This window comes from Bifidobacterium mongoliense DSM 21395 (assembly GCF_000741285.1).
Lineage (GTDB): Bacteria > Actinomycetota > Actinomycetes > Actinomycetales > Bifidobacteriaceae > Bifidobacterium > Bifidobacterium mongoliense.
On sequence record NZ_JGZE01000010.1, the window covers coordinates 61,604 to 84,987 of the forward strand.

19 protein-coding genes are annotated in these 23,384 nt (G+C 64.9%); 2 read left to right on the forward strand and 17 right to left on the reverse strand.

Annotation, left to right across the window (positions count from 1 at the left end; translation table 11 throughout):
- Nucleotides 1-19 precede the first annotated feature (19 nt).
- From BMON_RS04265 to BMON_RS04325, 13 genes are all read right to left on the reverse strand, one after another.
- Nucleotides 20-691 (reverse strand): ATP-dependent Clp protease proteolytic subunit, encoded by a 672-nt coding sequence (locus BMON_RS04265; protein WP_033511106.1) that lies wholly within the window; start codon nt 689-691, stop codon nt 20-22.
- 2 nt (nt 692-693) lie between these two features.
- Nucleotides 694-1,344, reverse strand: a complete 651-nt coding sequence (locus tag BMON_RS04270) for an ATP-dependent Clp protease proteolytic subunit (RefSeq protein WP_407711957.1) — start codon at nt 1,342-1,344, stop codon at nt 694-696.
- A gap of 58 nt (nt 1,345-1,402) precedes the next feature.
- The gene (locus BMON_RS04275) at nt 1,403-2,773 is read right to left on the reverse strand and encodes a chloride channel protein (RefSeq protein ID WP_033511108.1); all 1,371 of its coding nucleotides are present in this window, start codon (nt 2,771-2,773) and stop codon (nt 1,403-1,405) included.
- Between the two features lie 304 nt (nt 2,774-3,077).
- Complete coding sequence (tig, locus tag BMON_RS04280) at nt 3,078-4,451, reverse strand: trigger factor (protein ID WP_033511110.1); 1,374 nt, start codon at nt 4,449-4,451, stop codon at nt 3,078-3,080.
- A gap of 52 nt (nt 4,452-4,503) precedes the next feature.
- Nucleotides 4,504-5,796, reverse strand: a complete 1,293-nt coding sequence (locus tag BMON_RS04285) for an HRDC domain-containing protein (RefSeq protein WP_033511112.1) — start codon at nt 5,794-5,796, stop codon at nt 4,504-4,506.
- 287 nt (nt 5,797-6,083) lie between these two features.
- Nucleotides 6,084-6,965: a pyruvate formate-lyase-activating protein gene (gene pflA, locus BMON_RS04290; protein WP_033511344.1), complete on the reverse strand. Its 882-nt coding sequence runs from the start codon at nt 6,963-6,965 to the stop codon at nt 6,084-6,086.
- Nucleotides 6,966-7,258: 293 nt separating this feature from the next.
- Nucleotides 7,259-9,652, reverse strand: a complete 2,394-nt coding sequence (locus BMON_RS04295) for a formate acetyltransferase (RefSeq protein WP_034885298.1) — start codon at nt 9,650-9,652, stop codon at nt 7,259-7,261.
- A gap of 162 nt (nt 9,653-9,814) precedes the next feature.
- Nucleotides 9,815-10,063, reverse strand: coding sequence for a hypothetical protein (locus tag BMON_RS04300; protein ID WP_033511346.1), 249 nt, complete (start codon nt 10,061-10,063; stop codon nt 9,815-9,817).
- 164 nt (nt 10,064-10,227) lie between these two features.
- The gene (locus BMON_RS04305; protein WP_033511116.1) at nt 10,228-11,913 is read right to left on the reverse strand and encodes an NAD+ synthase; all 1,686 of its coding nucleotides are present in this window, start codon (nt 11,911-11,913) and stop codon (nt 10,228-10,230) included.
- Between the two features lie 80 nt (nt 11,914-11,993).
- Entirely contained in the window at nt 11,994-13,157 is a 1,164-nt protein-coding gene (locus tag BMON_RS04310) for a M20 metallopeptidase family protein (protein WP_033511118.1), read from the reverse strand.
- Between the two features lie 126 nt (nt 13,158-13,283).
- Nucleotides 13,284-13,889 carry a methionine ABC transporter permease gene (locus BMON_RS04315; protein ID WP_237745335.1) on the reverse strand — a complete coding sequence of 202 codons (606 nt, stop codon included), beginning with the start codon at nt 13,887-13,889 and terminating at the stop codon, nt 13,284-13,286.
- Between the two features lie 119 nt (nt 13,890-14,008).
- The gene (locus tag BMON_RS04320) at nt 14,009-15,220 is read right to left on the reverse strand and encodes a methionine ABC transporter ATP-binding protein (RefSeq protein WP_033511120.1); all 1,212 of its coding nucleotides are present in this window, start codon (nt 15,218-15,220) and stop codon (nt 14,009-14,011) included.
- A 217-nt stretch (nt 15,221-15,437) separates the two neighbouring features.
- Nucleotides 15,438-16,415: a MetQ/NlpA family ABC transporter substrate-binding protein gene (locus BMON_RS04325; RefSeq protein ID WP_033511123.1), complete on the reverse strand. Its 978-nt coding sequence runs from the start codon at nt 16,413-16,415 to the stop codon at nt 15,438-15,440.
- A gap of 212 nt (nt 16,416-16,627) precedes the next feature.
- On the opposite strand from BMON_RS04325, the gene BMON_RS04330 reads away from it, so the two are divergent.
- A complete protein-coding gene (locus BMON_RS04330) occupies nt 16,628-17,170 on the forward strand; it encodes a peptidylprolyl isomerase (RefSeq protein ID WP_033511125.1) in 543 nt (180 codons plus the stop codon).
- 129 nt (nt 17,171-17,299) lie between these two features.
- Here the strand turns inward: BMON_RS04330 and BMON_RS04335 are convergent, their stop codons facing one another.
- The 3 genes from BMON_RS04335 to BMON_RS04345 all read right to left on the reverse strand — a co-directional run bounded on the left by BMON_RS04335 (nt 17,300) and on the right by BMON_RS04345 (nt 20,486).
- Nucleotides 17,300-19,642, reverse strand: coding sequence for a RelA/SpoT family protein (locus BMON_RS04335; protein ID WP_033511127.1), 2,343 nt, complete (start codon nt 19,640-19,642; stop codon nt 17,300-17,302).
- 65 nt (nt 19,643-19,707) lie between these two features.
- Entirely contained in the window at nt 19,708-20,196 is a 489-nt protein-coding gene (dut, locus tag BMON_RS04340) for a dUTP diphosphatase (protein ID WP_033511129.1), read from the reverse strand.
- On the reverse strand, nt 20,196-20,486 hold the full coding sequence (locus tag BMON_RS04345; RefSeq protein ID WP_033511350.1) for a DUF4193 domain-containing protein: 291 nt from the start codon (nt 20,484-20,486) through the stop codon (nt 20,196-20,198). Before BMON_RS04345 ends, dut begins: the two co-directional genes overlap by 1 nt.
- A gap of 164 nt (nt 20,487-20,650) precedes the next feature.
- On the opposite strand from BMON_RS04345, the gene sepH reads away from it, so the two are divergent.
- A complete protein-coding gene (sepH, locus tag BMON_RS04350; RefSeq protein WP_033511131.1) occupies nt 20,651-21,913 on the forward strand; it encodes a septation protein SepH in 1,263 nt (420 codons plus the stop codon).
- Nucleotides 21,914-22,000: 87 nt separating this feature from the next.
- Here sepH and BMON_RS04355 read toward each other — a convergent pair whose 3' ends face one another.
- Nucleotides 22,001-23,269, reverse strand: coding sequence for an alkaline phosphatase family protein (locus BMON_RS04355; protein ID WP_033511133.1), 1,269 nt, complete (start codon nt 23,267-23,269; stop codon nt 22,001-22,003).
- Between the last annotated feature and the right edge of the window lie 115 nt (nt 23,270-23,384).

Sequence of the window (23,384 nt, forward strand, 5' to 3'; positions counted from 1 at the left end):
ATGTGATTCACCTGGGGTTCTACTTGCGGTGCTCGAGCACCGCGTCCACGATGCCGTAGGACTTCGCGTCCTCGGCCGTCAGGAAGGTGTCGACCTCGATGTCCTTGCGGATGCGTTCGACGTCCTGACCGGTGTGCTTGGCCAGCGTGTTCTCGAGCCAGGTGCGCATGCGCAGCATCTCCTTGGCCTGGATCTCGATCTCGGTCGCCTTACCGAATCCCTGATCGATCGCCGGCTGATGGATGAGCACGCGGGCGTTCGGCAGGATGAGCCGCTTGCCCTTGGTGCCGGCCGCCAACAACACCGCGGCTGCGGAGGCCGCCTGCCCGAGACAGACCGTCTGCACATCGGGCTGGATATACTGCATGGTGTCGTAGATCGCGGTCATCGCGGTCATGGAACCGCCCGGGGAATTGATGTAGATCATGACGTCGCGGTTCGGATCCTGGCTTTCCAGGACCAACAGCTGCGCCATGATGTCATCGGCCGACGTGTCGTCGACCTGCACGCCCATGAAAATGATGCGATCCTCGAACAATTTGGTGTACGGATCCTGCGTCTTCATGCCGTACGGGGTCTTCTCGCTGAACTGCGGCAGAACGTAGCGGTTCTGCGCCTGGACGGCGGCGACGCCACGAGGTCCGGCCAACCGGTCGGCCCGGGCGATGAATCGTGCCTCTTCGCTCGCCATGCTCACTCCCCCTTGCTTTCGTCGGATGCGCCCTCGTGCTGCCCCTGGGCCGTCATGGTCTCGGGGGTGGTCACGATCTTGTCGACGAATCCATAGTCCAACGCCTGCTCGGCGGTGTACCAATGGTCGTATTCGTTGTCGCGGTAGATCTCCTCGATCGTGTGACCGGTCTGTTCGGCGGTCAGCTGCGAGAGGGTCTTCTTCATGTCCATGATGAGTTCCGCGTTGATGCGCACATCCGTGGCCGTGCCGCCCACACCGCCGGAAGGCTGGTGCATGAGCACACGGGCGTGCGACGTGATGAAGCGCTTGCCCTTGGTGCCTGAGCTGAGCAGGAACTGCCCCATGGAGGCGGCCATGCCGACGGCCACCGTGGCGACGTCCGGTTCGATGAGCTGCATCGTGTCATAGATCGCCATGCCCGAGGTGATGGAGCCACCCGGGGAGTTGATGTACAGCCAGATGTCGCGCTTGGGATCCTCCGCGGCCAGCATCAGCATCTGGGCGCAGATCACATTGGCGTTCTCGTCCTTGACCTCGGAACCAAGCCAGATGATGCGGTCCTTGAGCAGCCGGGTGAAAATCGGATCCGTGGGCGAGGGTTGTCCCCCATCGTCCATGCTGGGTGAGGATGTCAGAAAATCTGCCACCATATCTCCTTATCGATCGTTATACATGTAGAAGATTACCGCGTCGAAACGACGGCACACGCTAGTTGCGCTGACTGCGAGAACGGGATGTGCCGGGGCGGCGTGACAGCTGGGTGGAGACGAGGCAGGAGACGGCGACGGCGATGCCGGCCGGCACCATGAACGCGAGAGGAGCGGCGCAGAGTTCCATCACGAGACACAGCGCCATGAGCGGGGCATGCTGCGAGGCGGCGAGCAGCGCGCACGCACCGATGAGCGCGTAGGCCGCGGGCGATGCACCGGGGACCAGCAACGTCCACCCCATGCCGAGCAACGCGCCGAGGTTCGCCCCGACGGCGATACCGGGCTGCAGCACCCCTCCCGACGCCCCGGAACGGATGGTGAGTATCGTGACGCCGGCCTTGGCGACCACCGTGACCACAAGTATGAGCGCGACCGCCACGGTCCGGCTGCCCACCCCGGCGACAAGGTTCGAAAACCCGGGAACAAGACGGCCGATCATCGTCGGATCGAAGGCGAGCTGGGCGGCGGCCCGGCCGTTACCGAAGACCTGGGGCAGCACGACGGCCACGAGCCCGGTGAAGGCCGCCGCGGCCGGCATGCGCCAGAGCAGACCGGCATCGCGTCGTGGCCCCGCCTCACCCCACCGCGAACCCGCACGGAAGAGGGCTCCGCCGATGCCGCAGATCGCACCGGCCAGCACGGCGAACACCATGAGACTCGGCGAGCCCGAGGACGGCAGTCCCGGCAGCACATAAAACACGTGGTGGCCATGCTCGACGGCGTCTTTGATGGCGGTGGCGACGGCGGCGGCCAGGGCGGACATGCCGAGCGATACGGCGACCTTCTCCAGGGTCACCTCGGCCAGGAGTATCTCCACCGAGAAGAAGGCCCCGGCCAACGGGGCGTCGTACACGCCCGCCAGACCGGCCCCCGCGCTGACCGCCACCAGCATGCGCCGATCGGCGTCCGACCACGCATAGGTCCATCGCTCGAAACGGGTCGAAGCCCAGCGTGCCAGGCGCAAATACCGCTGGGCCAGCATCGCGGCGAACTCGCGCGGTGCCACCTCCCTGCCGATCGAAGACCCGGAACCGACGATCACGATCTGCAACAGGACATGGACGGTGGTCTGCCACCACGGCATCTCGTCGCCGGCGACCGCCCGACCGACGCTTGGCACACGTGTGGTCCGGGTGCGCAGCACCCACCAGATGAGGGCCGCGATCGCCGCGCCCACGACCACCGAGATCACGCGGCGGGATGCGGATACATGAAACGGGCCGGGGATCGAGGAATTCTCGATGAAACCCATGGCGACCCGCTCGATACCCAACAGCAGCAACGACAGCCCTCCCGCCGCGATGCCGATGAGCAGGCCCAGCACGATCACGGCCATTGCGAGATGGCCCATCCGTCGTCGATCGTTCATGCTCCGACCTTTCCCGTGGTTCGTGGCAGGTGGTTCGTGGCTGGTCGAGTACCGACAGACGATTACCCATTGATGATCGCCGGACGAGGGCCGATCATCTATGACGAAGGCCCGAAGTCAGGACAGACCCCACATCGCAATGCTCCGATGCATGGGTACCGCCGGACCTCGGGCCCTGAAACCGCTCCCGGCCGAATCGACCGGTGTTCCGCGCCTTGGCTGCCGGCCATCATGGCGTGCGCTCAGGCACACGCCACATCATGCACGCATCTTGGGCGTGCGGACGCCGTCAGCCGGAAGTCGCCTACTTGGACGACTTGGGATCCTTCGACACCTCATCCGCAACCGCGGCCGCGGCGGATGCCGCTTCCACGCTCTCGGACTCCTCGTCCTGTGCCTCTTCGCCGAGGAAGGCGGACAGGTCGAGGACCTCGTCGCCGCTCTTGAAGGTGACGGCGCGCATGCCGGCGAGCAGACCCTTGGAACGACCCACCTCCTGCACCGCGGAACCAAGCTGGCCGTTGTTGACGATCGCGTTGATGAACTGGCTGGGATCCATGCCGTACTGCTGGGCGATGGAAGCCAGGAAGTTGGTGACGTCGGCCTGGGACACCTGGACCTTGACCTCTTCGGCGAGGGTGTCGAGGACCATCTGATCGCGCAGTTCCTTGACGGCGCTCTCCTCGGCCTCCTTCTTCTGCTCGGGGGTGGCGCTCTTCTCGTCGGTCTTGAGATTCTTGAGGTGCTCGGCCACCGCATCGGCCTTCACGCCCTTGGGCACCGGGATCTCCGCGCCCTCTTCAAGCCTGGCGATGAAGGCGTCGCGCGCCTCGGTCGCCTGACGGCTCTCGGCGTCACGTTCGCTGGCCTTGCGCACGTCGGCCTTGAGCTCGTCGAGCGTGTCGAATTCCGAAGCGTCCTTGGCGAAATCATCGTCGAGGTCGGGCAGTTCCTCGGTCTTCACCGAGTTGACCTTGACCTTGACCTGGGCCTTCTGGCCAGCGTGGTCGCCGGCCTCGAGCGTGCCTTCGAACGTCGTCTCCTCGCCCGCGGACAGGCCGTCGAGCGCCTCATCGAGACCGTCGAGCATGGTGTTCGAACCGAGTTCGTAGCTCACGCCCTCCTGGGAGTCGACGCTTTCACCGTCGATGGTGGCGTTGAGATCGATGTTGGCGAAGTCGCCCTTGCCCGCGGGACGATCGACGCCCACCAGGGTACCGAAGCGCTTGCGCAGCGTTTCGAGACGATTGTTCACATCCTCATCGGTGACCTCGGGCTTGGCGACCTCGATCTCCAGGCCCTCGAGCTTCGGCAGCTCGATGTCGGGACGACGCTCGACGGTGGCGACGAACTTGAGCTTGGTATCGTCCTTTTCGGTCGACGGCACGTCCTGCACGTCCAGCTGAGGCTGGGCCATCGGGCGGACCTTCTTCTCCTCCAACGCCTTGGAGTAGAGATCAGGAACGGCCTTGTTCACCGCTTCGCCGGCGACGGCGGCGAAGCCGACACGCTGGTCGATGATCTTGCCGGGCACGTGGCCCTTGCGGAACCCGGGGACGTTGACCTGCTTGGCGATCTCCTTGCGGGCACCGTCCAGATAGGGGGCGAACTCCTCCGGATCGACGGTGATGGTGAGCTTCACCTTGGTGGGCTCGAGATTCCTGACGCTGATTTTCACTCTTGCGCTCCTGAATTACGGTTTTTCATGTGCTTCTGCCATGTGGCAACCGTTACATGATAGCGCGAGTTACGGACGCTGAGACCAGATCCACCTGCCATTGGCGCGCACCCTGATCACGCAGGAATGACGCGACGTCGCACTCCTGCGGCGCATCCGTCCAGCACAGGTTGCGCAGCATCTGGGGTTTGACGAGCAGCTCGGGCGGCGTTCGGGTGTCCTGGGATATCTGATTGATCGCCTTGCGGGCGGCCTGCAGCCGTACATAGCGTTCGGGATGCCTGGTCGACCACACACGCATGGATCGCGGCGCGTTCGCGTGGACCTGCTCATGGGGTTCGGGCATGGTGGGCCATTGGTCCTCGGGCAGCGCCAACGCCTCCTGGATCACTCGTTTCCATGCCGCGGGCTTCACCTGCCGCTGTATGGGTCCGTACCGTTCGAACATCTTGTCCTGCTCACCCCCCGTATGGATCCTCACCCGTTCGTTCAGGATGCGCATGGCACGAAACTCCTTGGCGTTGCGGGGCTTGGTGCGGGCCGCGGCGATGATGGCCGCGTCCGACAGCAGCAGCGTGGGGGCGATGTCGTGAAGTCTGGCCAATCGCTCGCGTTCCTCCCACAGCGCCTTGGCCACGGCTTGCCCCTGGGGATCGTGCCCGAGCACGGTGACATGCGAGAGCCTCATCCATGGGGTCGGATGCGGGGGGCGCGGCGTCATGCCCTTGTGCAGTGCATAGGCGAACTCCTCCTCGGCCCACCGGTCCTTGCCGGCTTTGACGAGTGCGTCATGCAGACGGTGCCTGAGTTCGATGAGCAGTTCCACATCCAACGCCGCGTAATTGCGCCAGTCACGGGGCAAGGGCCGATACGACCAGTCGGCGGCGGAATGTTCCTTGGCCAAGGTCAGCCCCAGCAATCGTTCGGTGACCGCCGCCAGACCGAAGCGGTGCATGCCGAGCAGCCGGGCGGCGATTTCGGTGTCGAACAGCTCCGACGGCCTCATGCCCAGCTGGGAGTACCCGGGCAGATCCTGGAGCGAATCATGCAGGATCCAGACCGCACCGTCCACGGCGCCGTTGAATTCCTCCCAGTCGACATGCCGATCGCCCAGTGCGATCGGATCGAACAGGACGATCCCCGCGCCGTCGCGTTTGAACTGCACGAGCCAGTCCTCATGTCCGTAGCGGAATCCCGATGCACGCTCGGCATCGGCGGCCAATGGGCCACGCGCCCCGGCCAGACGCTCGCACGCCTCGTGGAAACCCTCCAGCGTATCGACGACCTCGGGTATCCCCTCGCGCGGTTCCTTGAGCAGTCTGGGTTCATCGGCCAACCGGAGCATCCTCCTCGTCATGGGCGCCGACCACCGCACTCCCCGGCTCGATGGTTCGTTCAACGATTCGCTCAACGATTCGCTCATCGGGGGGTGCAGCCGCGCGGCGTCCGGGCTTTCGCCCGTTCTCAACACAAAACGCCGCCCAGCATACTCCCCACGAACAACCGCGCCCGGCTGGCCCATACCCGCGGGCTCATGGATATATCCCATGGGTCAGAACACCGTAGGTCGATACGAGCGTGTGTGAGAGGAGGGTGAGTGGGTTACACCATGGTAGGCGAACGGACCGTGGGTTAGAACACGGTGAAGCCGTGCGCCTCGAACTGGCGCCTGACCCGGTCCTTGAGTTCGGCCGAAGGACCCTTCTGGTGTTCGAGCGGATACGGGATGCGCAACTCGTGCCATTTCGGCCGCCCCAGCTGGTGGAAGGGCAGCACGTCGATATGCTCCACCGCGCCGTCGAAGGACTCGCAGATGCGGGCGATGTTCTCCACGTTCTCGGGGGCGTCCGTAAGGCCGGGGATGAGCACGAAACGCACCCAGATCTTCTTGTGGTGCGCCGCCAGGCGTTTGCCGAAGGCGATGGTGGGGGCCAGCATGCCCCCCGTGAGGACCTTGTAACGCTCCTCGTCGCCGGCCTTCACGTCGAGCAGGCACAGATCGATGTCCTCGATCATCTCGTCGGTGTAGTTCTTGTTCAGGAAGCCCGCCGTATCGAGGCAGGTGTGCACGTCCATCTCCTTGGCGGCCCGGAAGACGCGCGACACGAAGGCCGGCTGCATCATCGATTCGCCGCCCGAGAAGGTGATGCCTCCCCCGGTGGCCTGGAAGACGTCGCGGTAGCGCGCCACCTTGTCGATCATCGCCTCGAGATACACCGGCTGCCCGTCACGCATCTTCCACGTATCGGGGTTCTGGCAGAACTGGCAGCGCAGGGGGCACCCGCTCATGAAGACCGTCATCCTGGTGCCCGGACCATCGACGGCCGTGTTGATGTCCCAGGAATGCACGAAGCCGATATCCCCGGTCTTCAGCGCCGCGATGCGGTCGTGCCTGTCGAGGCCGATGGGTGATTCGAAGCCCGACAGGCCGCCCATCAACGTGCGCCGCGCATACTCCTTGGACACCTTGAGCATATGCGGTGTGGTGGTGTGGAAAGCCGTCATCGCGGACATCATCGTCGACATCATCGTCCTCCTTGGGAACCTATCCCATTCATAGTACCGAAAAGCGCCGGTAGCGTCATCGACCAAGCTACGCCTGCGGCGCAACGTGTCATACGGTGGGCGGGCGGTGTCGCGGATCGCACATCACACGCCCGGAACGCAGCATGGCGCAACGGGACGCACCACGACACATGACGCACCACGACATGACAGGGGGCGAGGCTTCTCGCCCCGCCCCCTGCACTTACCTCAACCCGCGGTTCGCGCGACACCCGTTCAGATGGCGGGCGCCGCGGATCCGTTCACCGGGCCGACCTCCATTCAGTCAACGACCGAGCCTGGTGGAAGGTACGGGAGATGACGTCGAGCTGCTGCTCGCGGGTGAGCTTGACGAAGTTCACCGCGTAGCCCGAGACGCGCACCGTGAGATGCGGGTACTTCTCGGGATGAGCGACGGCGTCCTCGAGCTGCTCCTTGCGCAGCACGTTGATGTTGGCGTGGTACAGACCGTGACCGTTGCCCGCATCGAGGATGCCCACGAGGTTGTTCACCCGCTCGGACTCATCGCGGCCCAGGCCGTCGGGCGTGATCGTGTTGGTCAGCGAGATGCCATCGAGCGCATCGTCGTAGTCGATCTTGCCCACGGAGAACATCGACGGCAGCATGCCGTGCGCGTCCATGCCGTTCTCGGGGTTGGCCCCGGGAGCATAAGGCGCGCCCTTCTTGTGGCCCGAAGGGAAGGAGCCGGTGTTGGTGCCGTACTCCACGTTCGAGGTGATGGTCAGGATGGACTGCGTCGGCACGGCGTCGCGATAGATCGGCAGGCGCTTGATCTGCCCCATGACGGTCTTCACCGTCCACGTGGCCAGCTGGTCGGCGCGATCGTCGTCGTTGCCATAGACCGGGAAGTCGCCCTCGGTGCGGTATCCGACCACCAGGTCGTCATCGGCGCCCTCGACGTACTCGGCCTCGTGACCCTCGAGGTTCTTGGCGTCCTTGTTGTAGATCGGGTAGACCTTGGCGTACTTGAGCGCGGACAGGGAGTCGGCGGCGATCGACAGGCCGGACATGCCGCAACCCAAGGTGCGGTAGACCTCCTTGTCGTGCAGCGCCATCTCGATGGACTCGTAGGCGTACTTATCATGCATGTAGTGGATGATGTTCAACGCCTCGATATAGGTCTCGGACAGCCACTGCAACGCCTTCTCGTAGTTGCTCTTGACCTGCTCGAAGTCCAGGCTGCCGTCGGCCGACGGGCGAACGGGCTCGATGATGCCCTTGTCGATGACCTGCATGCCGGTCATCTCGTCGCGACCACCGTTGATGGCGTAGAGGAACGCCTTCGCGGAGTTGACGCGGGCGCCGAAGAACTGCATCTGCTTACCCACGCGCATCGGGGACACGCAGCACGCGATCGCGGCGTCGTCACCCCAGTGGTTGCGAATCTCCTTGTCGGACTCGTACTGGATGGCCGAGGTGTCGATCGAGATGCGTGCGCAGAAGCGCTTGTAGCCCTCAGGCAGCTTCGGATCCCAGAAGATGGTGATGTTCGGCTCGGGACCGGGTCCCAGGTGCTCGAGCGTCAGCGTGTTGAGCAGACGGAACGAGGTCTTGGTCACCATCGGGCGGCCGTCATCGCCGAAGCCCGCATCGGACCAAGTGGCCCAGTATGGATCGCCGGAGAAGATCTTGTCGTAGTCCAGCGTACGCAGGAACCGCACGATGCGCAGCTTCATGACGATCTGGTCGATGATCTCCTGGGCGCCCTGCTCGTCGAGCGCGCCGTTCTTGAGGTCGCGCTCGAAATAGCAATCGAAGAACGCGGAGTTGCGGCCGAAGCTCATGGCCGCGCCATCCTGGCTCTTGACCGAGGCGAGGTAGCCCATATAAGTCCACTGCACCGCCTCCTGCGCGGTCACCGCCGGGCGGGAGAGGTCGAGACCGTATTCGTTGCCCAGCTTAAGCAGCTGCTTGAGTGCCTTGATCTGATCGTCGTGCTCTTCACGGAAGCGGATCCAATGCTCGATCTCGGGCTCGGTGAAATCGTTGCGATACGGAATCGAATCCTTGTCGCGCTTCTTCATCGCGATGAGCTCGTCGACGCCGTACAGGGCGACGCGACGGTAGTCGCCGATGATGCGGCCACGGCCGTAAGCGTCGGGCAGACCGGTGAGAATCTTGTTGTGACGGGCGATCTTGATGTTGCGTGTGTAGACGCCGAAGACACCGTCGTTATGGGTCTTACGGTAGCGGGTGAAGATCTTCTTGATCTCGGGATCGGGCTCCTTGCCGGCCTCCTTGATGGCCTGCTCGACCATGCGCCAGCCGCCGTTGGGCATCATCGCACGCTTGCAGGGGACATCGGTCTGCAGACCGACCACCACGTTGTCGACCTCCGGGCTCTCGATGTAGCCGGCCGGGAAGGCGTCGATACCCGCCGGGGTGTGGGTGTCGACATCGTAGACGCGCTGCTTGCGCTCGACGGCGAGATAATGCTCGTCAAGATATTCCCACATGCTCCTGGTCTTGTCGGTGGCGTCGGCCAGGAAGGATTCATCGCCCTCATACGGCGTGTAATTCTTCTGGATGAAGTCGCGGACATCGATGTCGCGCTCCCAATTGCCACCATTGAAGCCATGCCAGGCTTGTGCTTTGAGTTCCTCGGGAGACAGAGCGGCTTCTTCGACTGCTGTCATAATCACTCCTTCGTGTTGTACGAAACGCTCTCATGCGCCCCGCCTGAGGCCATTGTAGGCACCCTTAGTCGACAACGTCTCGGAACTCAACGTGAGTTACCTCACACTGCACCGTGGCATACGCACCATATCGTGTGAACGTTCACGTCACGACTGGTCCTTCTACCGGTCCGCCACCCGGCCATCCCCGCGATCGGTGCCGTCATCGTCACCCCACCGGTTCCACGCCTTCGTTTCGGCGTCCCACAGGGCGTTGCGCTCCTCGGCGATCTGGAACGCACGCATGGCGTCCTCCCTGCTGGCATATGGCCCCATGCGTTGGGTCACGGGGGACTTCATGCCCAACTCGGGTTCGCCGGTGACGGTGTTGACGTACCACTGCGCCCGTTCACCGTAGCCTTGGTCCGGCATGCCGGCGTCGTGCCGACCACCGGCGTCACCCCTTGTGTCCGCACGTTCTCCTTCGTGGGAATCGACCCTGTCGTCATCCATGTTCCGCTCCTTCGTTCATCGTCACGATACGGTGCAACCGCACGACCGGCCGCCGTTCGAGGGACCGTGGTCCCCCACCCCGCTCATTCCCTGAATGCGCTGGTGATCGGCAGCCTGCGGTCGCGGCCGAACGCCAAGGCCGTCACCTTAGGACCAAGCGGATACTGCCGCCGCTTCCATTCGGCCCTATCCACCAGGCGCATCACCGTATCGACGGTATCCTCGTCGAACCCGTCACACAGCAGGTCGGCCCTGCCGTGGGCATGCTCGATGTAGGCCGCCAGCACCTGATCAAGCAACTCGTACTCCGGCAGGGAATCGGAATCCTTCTGCCCGGGGCGTAGCTCGGCGCTGGGCGGCTTCTCGATGCTGCTGCGCGGGATGAGCTCGCCGACGTCGTGCGCGCCGTGCCGGGCATGCCACACGAGCACCTGCCCCAAGGCCATACCTTCGGAGGCGGCCTGGTTGCGCCAGCGGGCCAGATCCCACACCCGGGTCTTGAGCAGATCCTTGATGGGGGCGTATCCGCCTACGGCGTCGCCGTAGATGGTCGAATACCCGCAGGCGAGTTCCGACTTGTTGCCCGTCGCCAGGGCCAGCAGATTGCGGCTGTTGGAGTAGGCCATCACGATCACGCCACGCACGCGGGCCTGCAGGTTCTCGGCCGCGACCCCTTCAAGGGACAGCTGCCGCTGGAAGGCGGTGAACAACGGCTCGATCGGCCGGACGTCGTACCGTGCGCCCAGATTGCGCGCGAGTTCGGCGGCGTCATCCTTCGAACCGTCCGAGGAGTACATGCTCGGCATCGAGATGCCCTGCACGTTCGCTCCTCCGCAGGCGTCCGCGGCCATGGTCGCCACGAGGGCCGAATCGATGCCACCGGACAGCCCCAGGCACACGCCCGTGAAATGGTTCTTGACCATGTAGTCCGCGAGCCCCAGCACGCAGGCCGCGTAGACCTCGTGATCGGGGTCGAGGGCGGCGGCGATGCGCGCCCGGCGCTGATGATCGGCGCTGCTGTCGAAATCCCAGAAGTCGATCGCCGGGGAGAACATGACCGAACGCTGCAATACGGTGCCGTCCGCGTCGACCACGAAGCTGCCGCCGTCGAAGACCAGATCGTCCTGTCCGCCTACCTGGTTGAGGTAGATGACCGGGGCGTTGACCTCATGCGCGCGCCGAGCCGCCAGATCGACGCGGGTATGCACCTTGCCCTCCTCGTAGGGCGAGCCATTGATGGTCAGGAGCAGATCGATGTGTTCCTTGGCGAGTTGCGCGACGGGGCCGCCATCCTGCCAGATGTCCTCGCATATGGCCAGGCCGATACGGACACCGTCCACATCGAGCACGACCGAACGCTCGCCGGAGGAGAAGATGCGGAATTCGTCGAAGACCCCGTAGTTGGGTAGGAAATGCTTGTCGTATCCGGCCCAGACGACCCCGTCGTGCAGGACGACGAGACGGTTGCGGGGCTTGTCGCCCTCGACATCGGTGCCCACGGTGCCCGCCACGACGAACAGGTCACCCATGTGCTCCTTCTTGAGCGCCTGGGCCAACGCATCCGCCTTGTCCCAGGCGGCCTTGCGGAAGGTGGCACGCAGGGCGAGATCCTCGATCGGATACCCGGTCAGCGTCATCTCGGGGAAGACGACGACCCGGGCTCCCCCTCGGCGGGCCCGGCGCGCATATTGCATGACCAGGGCGGCGTTGCCGTCCAGGTCACCCACGCAGGTGTCGATTTGTGCCAGGGCGAAACGCAGTTGAGTCATGCACCCATACTAACCCCGCAACCGGGCGTCTCCCCGAGGGTTCCCCAGCCGTGAACGGCGCAGGGGACCCATGGTGGGAGCTAGCGGCCCAATTCGTCCAGCACCCGCAACGCCGCATGCGCGTAGAAGCGTGCGGTCGGTGCAATGGCATCGTCGAGGGCGACGAACCGCGGGCTGTGCAACCCGTGATAACCGGGCCGCCCGTTCGACCCGATGAAGGCGAACAGCAGCCGGGTGCGGGACGCATACTCGCAGAAATCCTCGCCCGCCATCGATGGGCGTATCGCCGCCAAGGTCGCATATCCGGGCACATCCTGCATGACGGCCTTGACCAACGCGGCATCGCTGACGAGCGGTATCGCGAAATCGTTCCAATCCACGTCGGCGGTGATGCCGTAGGAGGACGCCGTGCCCGCGACGATCTCACGGAAACGACGCTCGGCCATGGCCCCGTCCTCCGGGTAGAAGTAGCGTACGGTCCCCATGAAACCGGCCTCGGCGGGGATGACGTTCCACACGTCGCCGCCGCGCACCGCGGTCACCGACACCACCAATGGATGGAACGGCGTCTCGTTACGGCTCACGATCGTCTGAGTGGCCAGGATCATCGAGGCGAGCGCCTCGAGGGGTCCGGTGCCGCGGTCCGGGTACCCCGCGTGCGTGCCCTGGGCGTGCAGGGTGACCGAGAACTTCACGCATCCCGCCATCATCGGCTCGACGCCGACGGCGATCTGCCCCGGCTCGTAGTCGGGATTGTTGTGCGTGCCGATGATCGCGTCGATGCCGTCGAGGACACCGGCGTCGACCAGGGCCTGAGCCCCTTCGCCGGTTTCCTCGGAGGGTTGGAAGACCAAGGTGATGTCCCCGTGGACGGCATCACGGTGGCCGGCGAGCCATTGCGCGGCGGCCAGCAGCCCGGTCATGTGGATGTCGTGCCCGCAGCCGTGCATGACCCCATCGTTGCGTGAACTGTCGGCCTGGCCGGTCTGTTCGGTGATGGGCAGAGCGTCGATATCCGCGCGCAGGGCGATATGCGGCCCCGGATGGGCCCCGTGGATGAGGGCGAGGACCCCTGATGACACGGGGTTGTCGAGGATTTCCACGCCATGTTCGCTCAACCAACGGGTCAGGTACGCGCTGGTGTCGCGCTCGCGGAATCCGAGTTCCGGATGGGCGTGCAGATGATGGCGCACCTCCAGCAGCTCGTCCCCTATCGTGATGTCCACGTCTTCATGATCGACCATGATGATGCCTCCATACTCTGTGCCGACGCAACCAATCCGTATCGACGAAACCCTCCTCGACGGATGCCGCACGCGACGGGCACCCTACCGACCGGTCTCATGCCCACCGATGTCTTGCCGTCCGGTTTAGTGCTGACGGTTGATCATGCGTTTGGCGAAGGCGTTGGCCACCGCCTGCACGCATTGGACCAGGACGATCATGATGATCACCGCCGTCCACGTCACGACCGGATCGAACTTCTGGTAGCCGTAGGCGATGGCGAAATTACCCAGTCCGCCGCCACCGATGTATCCGGCCATCGCCGACATATCGAGCACCGCGATGAACATGAAGGCGTAGGCCAGGATGAGCGGACCCAGCGCCTCGGGAATAAGCACCGTGCGGATGATGGTGAATTTCGAGGCGCCCATGGAACGCGCGGCCTCGATGACACCGGAATCGACGGGCACGAGGTTCTGCTCCACGAGACGGGAGGTGGCCACCGTGCACATCACGACCATGGGGAAGACCGCGGCCGCGGTGCCGATCGACGTGCCGACCACCGAGATGGTCACCGGTTGCATGGCGGCCAGGAAAATGATGAACGGGATCGGCCGGATGATGTTGACGACCGTGTCGAGCACCCGATAGACGACGGCGTTGCCGAACAGGTTCCCGGGACGGGTGCCGTAGAGCACCACGCCGAGGATGAGCCCGAGGAACCCGCCGATCAACAGGGTGGCGCAGACCATCTCCAACGTCTGCGCCACCGAATCGATCAGGAGCGGGCGCAGCACCTGCCAATCGCGCTCGCCCACCGCCTCGACCACACCGGCGCCATGCGCGTCGCCGTACCATACGAATTCCCGCATCACGCGTCCTCCCCTACCTGATCGTTCGTTGCATCGTTCGATGCATCGTCCAGCGCATCGTCCGTTACGCCGTCCCTTGCGCCGGTATCCCTCACCCGAGCCACGGCATCGTCGTAGGCGACCGGTGCCGCGGCGGTCCCGAAATCGACCACATCGCTGTGCTCTCGCAGGGCCTCGAGGAACGCGTCGGCTCCCGGACGGCCCATATCGAGTTCGTAGGTCATGGCGCCGACGGCCGCGCCGCCGACGGTATCGATGCCGCCGAACAGCAGGTCGCTGCGCATGTCATAGCGGGCGAGCAGCTCGGAGACGTCCTGTCCGGAGACCGGCACCGCGGGCCGGTCCGGCCCCGAGGCGACCGGCCGTTGCCGGACGAGGACCGTGACGATGCGCCCGGACCACTCCCGGTGCAGGGCCTCTACGCGGGCCTCATCGGGCACGCCGGCGAGCGCCGTGGCGATGAACCGCCTAGTCACGTCCCGCCGGGGCGCCGCGAAGACGTCATACACCGGTCCACGCTCGACGACACGGCCTGCACTCATCACGGCGACGCGGTTCGCGATCCGTTGAACCACGGCCATCTGGTGGGTGATGAGCACGATGGTGACGCCCAGGCGTTCGTTGACGCGCTTGAGCAGCGCCAGGACCTCTTCGGTGGTCTCGGGGTCCAGCGCGCTGGTGGCCTCGTCGGCCAGAAGGATCTTGGGGTTCGTCGCCAGGGCGCGGGCGATGCCGACCCGCTGCTTCTGCCCGCCCGACAGTTGAGACGGATATTTCGAGGCGTGGTCCTCGAGACCGACGAACTCGAGCAGCTCGCGCACCCGGCGCTCCTGGTAATCCTTGCGCCAATGGTCGAGCTGCAGCGGATAGGCGATGTTCTGGGCGACCGTCTTGGTCGAGAACAGATTGAACTGCTGGAAGATCATGCCGATCTTCTGTCTGATGGTCCGCAGCTTCGTCTCCGACAACCCGGTGATATCGGTGCCCATCACCCTCACCTGGCCGGACGTGGGCCGTTCCAGAGCGTTGATGAGACGCACCAACGTGGACTTGCCGGCGCCGGAGTACCCGATGATGCCGTAGATGTCGCCGGCGCGCACGCTCAGGCTCACATCGTCCACCGCACGCACGACGCCCTCGTGCGCGGTCTCGCCGCCCTTGCGACGGAACTCCCGGACCACATGGTCCAGCGTGATGATCTCGTCTGCCATTGCCACCGCCATTCATCCTCACATCCGGTACTGGTACAACCCCCACTGCGAGAGACGCACCGCGTTCGTGTCCGGGCGCCTCGCCGCGCGAGCGGACATCATGCTACTCGCCGCTCCGGTCGTGGCTGGATGGTGCGGCGATCAGGCGATCGCCGCACCATGGACACGTCACCGCGGACCGGGGTCCGTCCTCTGCGTCAGCGGGTGGACCCGTGGCCTACTTCGCCGACCCGGCGTCCCGTTCGATGTCCGCCAGGAACCCTTGCAGGTCGGCGGCGCTGTACTTGGTCGCGAACGAGGCGGTGCCGTTGAATTTGCGCTGCAGCGCGTCGAGCACCTCCTTGCTCTGGAAGATGGTGACGACCTTGCGGTAGACGGGATTGTCGACGTCGGCCTTGCGGGCCACGAAGACGTTGATGTACGGCCGGGCCGAGGCGCTGTTCGCGTCGTCTCGGTAGATGGCGTCGGTGGTCTTGAGCCCGGCGTCGGACACGTAGTCGTTGTTGATGACGCCCGCGGCGACCTGGGGGTCCTTGAGCGCGTTGGCGACCTGCTCCGCCTTCAACGCGGTGACCTTGACCTTGGAGGCGCTCGCGTCGACGTCCGCGGGTGTCGAGAACGCCGTCCACTTGCCCTTGAGCTTGATCAGGCCGGCGGATTCGAGCACGCCGAGTGCGCGGGCCTGGTTCGTCTCGTCGTTGGGGATGGCCACCGTGCTGCCCTCGGCGATCTGCTTGACGTCGCGGACCTTGGCCGAATAGATGCCCATCGGGTAGATGGCCACGCCGCCGATCGGGCGCAGCGTCTTGTTGTTCTTGACGTTGTAGTTGGCCAGGTAGAGCAGATGCTGGAACTCATTGAGGTCGAGGTCGCCGGCGTCGAGCGCCGGGTTCTCGGAGGTGTAGTCCTGGAAATCGACGATCTTGACGGACAGATGCTCCTGCTCGGCCTTCTGCTTGAACACGACCCACTGCGGGCTCGTGGCACCCACGACACCGATTTTCACCGGATTGGAAGGCGTGCCCTTGGCCGCCTCCCCGTCGCCCGAACGCAGGGCCCTCACGCCGAACACCGCCGCGACGGCCACCAGGGCCACCACGAGCACCGCGATGATGATGTTGCGCACGGTGTGGTTTTCACGCACCGGCTCCTCCGGGGCACCTTCGGCCCCGGACCATTGATTGTCGTCTGCCATGGTCTCTGTCCTCTCATTCACTCTCCGCCGCGGCACCCCTCGGGCGCCCGGACACCGTCACTATACGGAACGACGCCCGCTCCGGGCAACGGCGAGCCCATACGCGTTGGTTATAGCCCGTTGCAGAACCCCGGAGCCGCAACGATTCGCGCCGACGGACATCCGGTGCGGCACGCCCGTCGACGTCCCGCTGCCATGACAGACTGACACCCATGAGCACCATCATCATGCATACCTCAGCAGGTAACGTCACCATCACCCTCTTCGACGATCAGACGCCGAAGACGGTGCGCAACTTCCTCGACCTCGCCACCGGGGCCCGCGAGTGGACCGATCCGGCCACCGGCGAGGCCTCGACCAAGCCCTTCTACGACGGTCTGACCTTCCACCGCATCATCAAGGACTTCATGATCCAGGGCGGTTGCCCGCTGGGCACCGGCACCGGCGGCCCGGGGTACGACTTCGACGACGAGATCGTGCCGGCGCTGACCTTCGACCACCCGTATCTGCTCGCCATGGCGAACGCCGGCCTGCGCCGCGGGTCCGACGGCAAGGCCCATGGCACGAACGGTTCGCAGTTCTTCATCACGACCGTCCCGACCCCTTGGCTCAACGGCCACCACACCATCTTCGGCGAGGTCGCCGATCCGGAATCCAAGGCGGTCGTCGACAAGCTGCAGGCGCTGCCCACGGACCGTCGCGATGCGCCGTTGGAACCCGCGTTCATCGAATCCATCGAGGTGCTTCCCGCCTGACCAGTACTGATCAGGCCATGCGGCATGACCGTCATGGCCCGGTCGCCGACACGGCCACGAACCCAACGCCCGGACTCCCCGCTTACCGCGGTGGGAATCCGGGCGTTCGTCGTATTGGGCGTCGCCGATTCAGATGCTGCGCAACCGTGGACGTGCGGAATCCTTGGCTCCGGTGATGCGATAGACGTCGAAGACGCCGTCGATCTTGCGCACCGAGGCGAGCAGACGGTTGAGATGCTGGGGGTCGGCCATCTCGAAGGAGAACTGGCTGGTCGCCACGCGGTCCGATCCGGTGGACACCGAACCGGAGATGATGTTGACGCCGTGGTCGGAGAGCACCCGGGTCACATCCGACAGCAGATGCTGACGATCGAGCCCCTCGACCTGGATCTTGACCATGAACAGGCCCTTGGTGCTCGTCCAGGAGACCTCGATGACGCGCTCGGGCTGGTTCTGCTCGAGGCTGAGCATGTTCTGGCAATCGGCGCGGTGCACGGAAACGCCGTCGTTACGGGTGATGAAGCCCACGATGGAATCCCCCGGCACCGGCGTGCAACAGCGGGCCAGCTTGACCCAGACGTCGCCCACGCCCTTGACCGAGATGCCGGTCGAACTCGTGGTCGTGCGGTTGCGTTCCATCTGCCGCAACGGCAGGGCCTCCTGCTCGACCTCCTCGTCGACCTCATCGGACCCCGCGTCCTTGACCAGGTGGGCGATGACGTTCTGCGTGGAGACCTGACCCTCGCCTATCGCCGCCATCACGGCGTCGGCGTTGTCGAAGTTGAGATCGTCGGCGATGCCGACCAAGGCTTCCGGGGTGAGCAGCGTGGCGACGGGCAGGTTGCGCTTGCGCATGGCGCGGGCCAATTCGTCCCGGCCCTCCTCGATGGCCTCGGAACGACGCTCCTTGCTGAACCACTGCCTGATCTTGTTGCGCGCCTTGGGGCTCTTGGCGAAGCTCAGCCAATCGCGCGACGGACCGGCGTTGTCGGATTTCGAGGTGAGGATCTCGACCGTATCGCCGCTCTCCAACACCGTGTCGAGCGGCACGAGCCGTCCGTTGACGCGGGCGCCCATGGTGCGATGGCCGACCTCGGTGTGCACGGCATACGCGAAGTCGACCGGGGTGGCCTTGGCGGGCAGGGAGATGATCTTGCCCTTCGGCGTGAAGACGTAGACCTCGGCGGCCCCGAGATCCTCTTTGAGCGAACCCAGGAACTCGTCGGAATCCGGGGTCTCGCTGGTCCAATCCGCAAGCTGCTGGATCCACTTGAGGTTGTCGGCCTGGCTGAGCTCCTGATTATCGTCGTCGGCGCGGTTGCGATCCGTGGCATCCGGCGCGCTCAGCGCACGGCCGGCCTGCGCGTTCTCCTTGTATTTCCAATGCGCCGCGATGCCGAACTCGGCGCGCCGGTGCATCTCCTTGGTGCGGATCTGGATCTCGACGGGACGGCCGCCCGGCCCCACGACCGTGGTGTGCAGGCTCTGGTACATGTTGAGCTTGGGCATGGCGATGTAATCCTTGAACCGCCCCGGCACGGGGTTCCAACGCGCGTGGACGGCGCCGAGGGCCGCATAGCAGTCGGGAATCGAATCGACGATGATGCGCACCCCGATGAGATCGTAGATGTTGGCGAAATCATGGCCGCGCACGATCATCTTCTGATAGATCGAGAAGTAGTCCTTGGGTCGGCCGCTGATGAAGGCCTTGATGTGCTGGGATCCGAGATCGGCGTCGATCTCGGCGACGATCTCCTTGAGGAACTCGTCGCGCTGGCCGGTGCGCCGGGCCACCAACATGACGATCTCGTTGTAGATCTTCGGGTACAGGACCTTGAAGCTCAGTTCCTCGAGCTCGGTCTTGATGGCGTTCATGCCCAGCCGGTTCGCCAACGGCGCATAGACGTCGAGCGTCTCGCGGGCCTTGCGCTGCGCATTGGCGGGCTTCACGTAGCGCCAGGTGCGGGCGTTGTGCACCCGGTCGGCCAGTTTGACGACGAGCACGCGCACGTCGCGGCTCATGGCCACCACCATCTTGCGGATGGTCTCGGCCTGGGCGGAATCGCCGTAATCCATCTTGGTCAGCTTGGTGACGCCATCGACCAGACCGGTGATGGTGTCACCGAATTCGGCGCGACACTCCTCGAGCGAATAATCGGTGTCCTCGACCGTATCGTGCAACAGTCCCGCCGCCACGACCGAAGGTCCCATGCCTAGGTCCGCGAGGATCTGCGCCACCGCCAGCGGGTGGATGATGTAGGGCTCGCCGGATCGCCTGCGCTGGGAGGCATGCTGTTTGACGGCGCGTCGATAGGCGCGCTCCAGCACGTCGAGACCACGCAGGTCGGGATGATGGTCGGCGCACATCTCACGGATGGGCTGCAGTGGATCCAAGGGGTCGCTGCTGATCTCACAGCCAAGCATGCGCGAGGCGATGCCCTCGGGCTCCTTATCGGGCTCGTTATCGACCATCGTCCGCTCCTCCCTCTTCGTTGCACACCATCCTACCTGCGCCGGATTGCGGCGCGACCCGGCGATCAGGCGCCGGCGACCCGACCGAGTCCCGTCGACCCGAACCCACGCTCGGCCCGGTCGGAGCCGGGCAGGGTGTCGGCATGGACGAACCGGGCTTCGACGTAGCGCTGGATGACCAGCTGCGCGATGCGATCGCCCGGGTGGAAGACCGCAATGCGTTCGGGGTCGAGGTTGATCAACGGCACTTTGATCTCGCCACGGTATCCGGCATCGATGGTGCCCGGAGCATTGAGCACGGTGACGCCGCGCTTGACCGCGAGTCCCGAACGCGGATGGACCAAAGCCACATAGCCCGAGGGCAGTGCTATCGCCAGTCCGGTGGGGACCAGGGCGCGATGGAAGGGCTCGAGCACGACTTCCTCGCAGGTGCGCAGATCCGCCCCGGCATCCCCGGCGATCGCATAGTGCAGGTTCGCCTTGACATCAGGTCGGGTCGAGGTGATGAGCACCTCGACGTTCTCCGGCTCGTTATAGGCCTCGTCGAATGCCATCAGGCGGCGCACTCCTTGCACACCGGCTGGCCGTCGGCGGTGGTGTAGGCCAACTGGCTGCGGTGCTTGACCAGGAAGCACTCGGAGCAGATGAATTCGTCACCCTGCATGGGGATGACCGTCACGGAGGCATCCTCGTTGCTCAGATCGGCGCCGGGCAGTTCGTAGTCCTCGGCGATGGCGTTCTCGTCATCGTCCTCGCCACCGGTATTCTGGGACCCCTTGCCCAACGCCTGCAGCGATTCGTCATCCTCATCCTTGTTGCGGGGGGAATCATAATCCTGAGCCATTGCGTTCCTTTCGTCGTTGGCGTCGTTGATCTGCGCCATAGAATACATGACTTTTACCCCGCATAGGATACACGATTCGAAAAGCTCGTAAAATACGACACGTGGGGCACAATGGGATGAGCAGAACATCCGGACGGGCCAAAGAATGAGGAAAGTGATGCGATATGCCTGAGAACACGCAGAACAAGGCGACGCTGGTCTCCGTGGGGGACCATGGGGAGCTGGTGTTTTCGGCCCATGGCTCATCTTTCGTCGTGCAGGTCGACGACGCCTTGGAACACGCGATTCTCGAGGCGAAGCAGATCAAGGCGGAACGGGTCGCCTTCGAACAGCCCTCCACGGCCCACACCCTGCCGATATCGCAGATCCAGGCCCTGATCCGGGCCGGCGCACAGCCCGCGAAGGTCGCCGAACGATACGGCATGAGCGCTGCTCTGGTGCGGCGTTTCGCCTCTTCGGTGCTGACCGAACGGCAGTATGCCATCGAACAGTTCCTCGCCGTGCCCGCTCCCAAGGAGAGTCGGATGCACACCGTCGCCGAACTCGTGGAACGCTCGCTGGCCGCCGCGCAGATCGGCATGGAGGATGTCGACTGGACCGCGACACGCCGCGGTCTCGAACCATGGCGCGTCACGGCGCGATTCGACTCGGCGGGCCGGCACATACGGGCCGACTGGAGTTGGAACATGCACGACAACGCCATTCTGCCCATCAATCCGACCGCCCAACGGCTCATAGGCGAATCCGGCACGAGAAACACCGCGGCGTCCGCGACACGCCCCGACGACGCGCCGACGGACGGATTCCTGGATCGCGTGGAACTCCCGGGCGATTCGGTGCGGTCCGCCCGCATCCAGCGCGCCGTGTCGGCATGGTCGGACGACCCCGACGATGACGCCCGGACCAGACCGGGCACGACCTCCGCCACCCCGACCGCCGCCGCAACGACGAATCGACGCGACACGCCGTCGTCCGGTCGACCGGGTGGCCCGGCCTCAACGACCGACACGGTGTCAGCGACCAACGAGGCATCGCGGACCAACGAGGCATCGCAGATCACCCCGATTTCGGCCATCGCACGCCGGCCGTTCAGCCGGCATCATCAGCAGGGCGGTGGTCCGGCAACAATCCCGGTCCGTGTTCCCGACGCGTCGCGCGCGAACGCCACGCCTCAGCCTGCGGGAACGGACACCACATCGGCCAAGACTGCGCAACCAGTGAACGGGGCCGACCCACATACCGGCGGACTCCAGACCCAGACCCCAACAGCACAGGTCTCGCCGACACAGACGTCACAGACGGATGGCGCCGACGACCCCCAACCGCACGGGGGCCATGAGCAAGACACATCGGGAGCCCATGCGCAGAAACGCCGTTCCGGGCGTTCCGCAGTGCCCAGCTGGGACGAGATCCTGTTCGGGGAATAATCCCCCGTCACCGATCAGTCTGACCCGTACGGCGATCGGTCTCCTCCGACCAGTCCCTTCTGAATGAGCCCAGTCGAATCAGCCCAGTCAGATCAGATCGATCAGGCAAGGTATATCGGACTCCAGCAGGCTCATCGAGCCGTGCACGCTGGGCAGGCGTGTCGCCTTGTCGCTTTGCGTCCGGCTGTCCACGATGGTGAGCTGCTCCCCCGCGGACACCAACACATCGCCCAGCATGGGCTCCACACGCGGGTCGACCGGCCCGTATGCACCGGCCTCGATGGCCTCTTGGCGTGTCCTGACGATCGCCCGCCCTTCCAACGCCTCACTCCATCGCCCTGCGATGACGCCGGGATCCGCACCGGGTTCGGCATAGAGCATCACCGCCCGGGGCTCGCCGCCCACCAGGGCGACATCGCGGGCCAGGTCGGGACGATCGCGCAGATCGAGACGCTGCCGGGGATCCGAGGAGATCATGCCATGGTCGGCGACGATGACGATCACGGTGCCCGCAGGCGCGAGCCGGTGCAGCATGCCCAACTGGGAGTCCACGCGCTCGAGGGCTTCTATCCAGCGCTCGCTCTGCCAGCCGTAATTGTGCCCGATCTTGTCCGTGTCGCGGATATACAGATACGTCAGCCCCGGGCTCGACGCCGCCCGTACGGTCGCTCGCACCCGATCACCGGCGCGTTCGTCGCCCACATAGTGGCTGCCACGGAATGCGGCGTCGGTCAGCGGCGAGTGCGCGAACTTCGGCAGCCCGCAGCTGGTCACCCGCACGCCTTGCGCGGCCAACCCCTCGAAGATGGTCGGCTGGCGCTGCAGATCGGTGGGCTCCGGCGCCTCCTTGAACTGGATGAGCTGTTCGAGACGGCCCGTCTGCGGATTGCGTTGCGTGTACCCCGTCATCCCGGTCATGCCCGGACAAGTGCCGGTGCCGAACGTCGCCACGGCGGCGGCGGTGGTGCTCGGGGAACATGTGGCGATGGACCGCTGGTTGACGCTCTCCCTCATCAGCGAGCGCAGGTAGGGCGTATGCCCGATGCGGGCGTTGATGTTCCAGAATCCCAGGCCGTCGACGAGGACGACGATCGCTGAAGGGGCCTCGGGAATGCCCAGGGCCCGCCGCGCCGCCGCGGGATCGTGATGCACGGTAGTGGCGACGGGCGCGCCGATGGCGTCGCTGAGCGCCGGAAGGACGCTGGACAAATGCAGCAGGCCGCCCCTCACGGCCGATGACCCGTGCGACGGATTCCGTGACCCATCCGTCGAGACAGCCTGCGGCGAACCGTCGCCGTATCTCGTCGTGGTCACCAAATGCAGCAGTTCTTCCCGTGACGGTAGTTCAACACCCATGCCCCTTATTGAATCACCGTAGGCGGAGATGCGTCGGCAATGACTGCCGACCGGGCGCCTTCGACGCGGGCGTTGGCCAACCGGTCGGCTACCATGAAGCGGATTGTGACGAACA

Bases quoted from the DNA above. Each gene is read 5' to 3' on its own strand.
- BMON_RS04300 (WP_033511346.1), bottom strand. From the start codon at position 10,063: ATGCCGGACCAAGGCTACGGTGAACGGGCGCAGTGGTACGTCAACACC.
- BMON_RS04305 (WP_033511116.1), bottom strand. From the start codon at position 11,913: ATGACTCAACTGCGTTTCGCCCTGGCACAAATCGACACCTGCGTGGGT.
- dut (WP_033511129.1), bottom strand. From the start codon at position 20,196: ATGGCATTCGACGAGGCCTATAACGAGCCGGAGAACGTCGAGGTGCTC.
- BMON_RS04355 (WP_033511133.1), bottom strand. From the start codon at position 23,269: ATGGGTGTTGAACTACCGTCACGGGAAGAACTGCTGCATTTGGTGACC.
- BMON_RS04265 (WP_033511106.1), bottom strand. From the start codon at position 691: ATGGCGAGCGAAGAGGCACGATTCATCGCCCGGGCCGACCGGTTGGCC.
- BMON_RS04330 (WP_033511125.1), top strand. From the start codon at position 16,628: ATGAGCACCATCATCATGCATACCTCAGCAGGTAACGTCACCATCACC.
- BMON_RS04310 (WP_033511118.1), bottom strand. From the start codon at position 13,157: ATGGTCGATCATGAAGACGTGGACATCACGATAGGGGACGAGCTGCTG.
- BMON_RS04335 (WP_033511127.1), bottom strand. From the start codon at position 19,642: ATGGTCGATAACGAGCCCGATAAGGAGCCCGAGGGCATCGCCTCGCGC.
- BMON_RS04270 (WP_407711957.1), bottom strand. From the start codon at position 1,344: ATGGTGGCAGATTTTCTGACATCCTCACCCAGCATGGACGATGGGGGA.
- BMON_RS04285 (WP_033511112.1), bottom strand. From the start codon at position 5,796: ATGCTCCGGTTGGCCGATGAACCCAGACTGCTCAAGGAACCGCGCGAG.
- BMON_RS04315 (WP_237745335.1), bottom strand. From the start codon at position 13,889: ATGGTCTGCGCCACCCTGTTGATCGGCGGGTTCCTCGGGCTCATCCTC.
- BMON_RS04320 (WP_033511120.1), bottom strand. From the start codon at position 15,220: ATGGCAGACGAGATCATCACGCTGGACCATGTGGTCCGGGAGTTCCGT.
- BMON_RS04345 (WP_033511350.1), bottom strand. From the start codon at position 20,486: ATGGCTCAGGATTATGATTCCCCCCGCAACAAGGATGAGGATGACGAA.
- BMON_RS04295 (WP_034885298.1), bottom strand. From the start codon at position 9,652: ATGACAGCAGTCGAAGAAGCCGCTCTGTCTCCCGAGGAACTCAAAGCA.
- BMON_RS04325 (WP_033511123.1), bottom strand. From the start codon at position 16,415: ATGGCAGACGACAATCAATGGTCCGGGGCCGAAGGTGCCCCGGAGGAG.
- pflA (WP_033511344.1), bottom strand. From the start codon at position 6,965: ATGTCCGCGATGACGGCTTTCCACACCACCACACCGCATATGCTCAAG.
- sepH (WP_033511131.1), top strand. From the start codon at position 20,651: ATGCCTGAGAACACGCAGAACAAGGCGACGCTGGTCTCCGTGGGGGAC.
- BMON_RS04275 (WP_033511108.1), bottom strand. From the start codon at position 2,773: ATGAACGATCGACGACGGATGGGCCATCTCGCAATGGCCGTGATCGTG.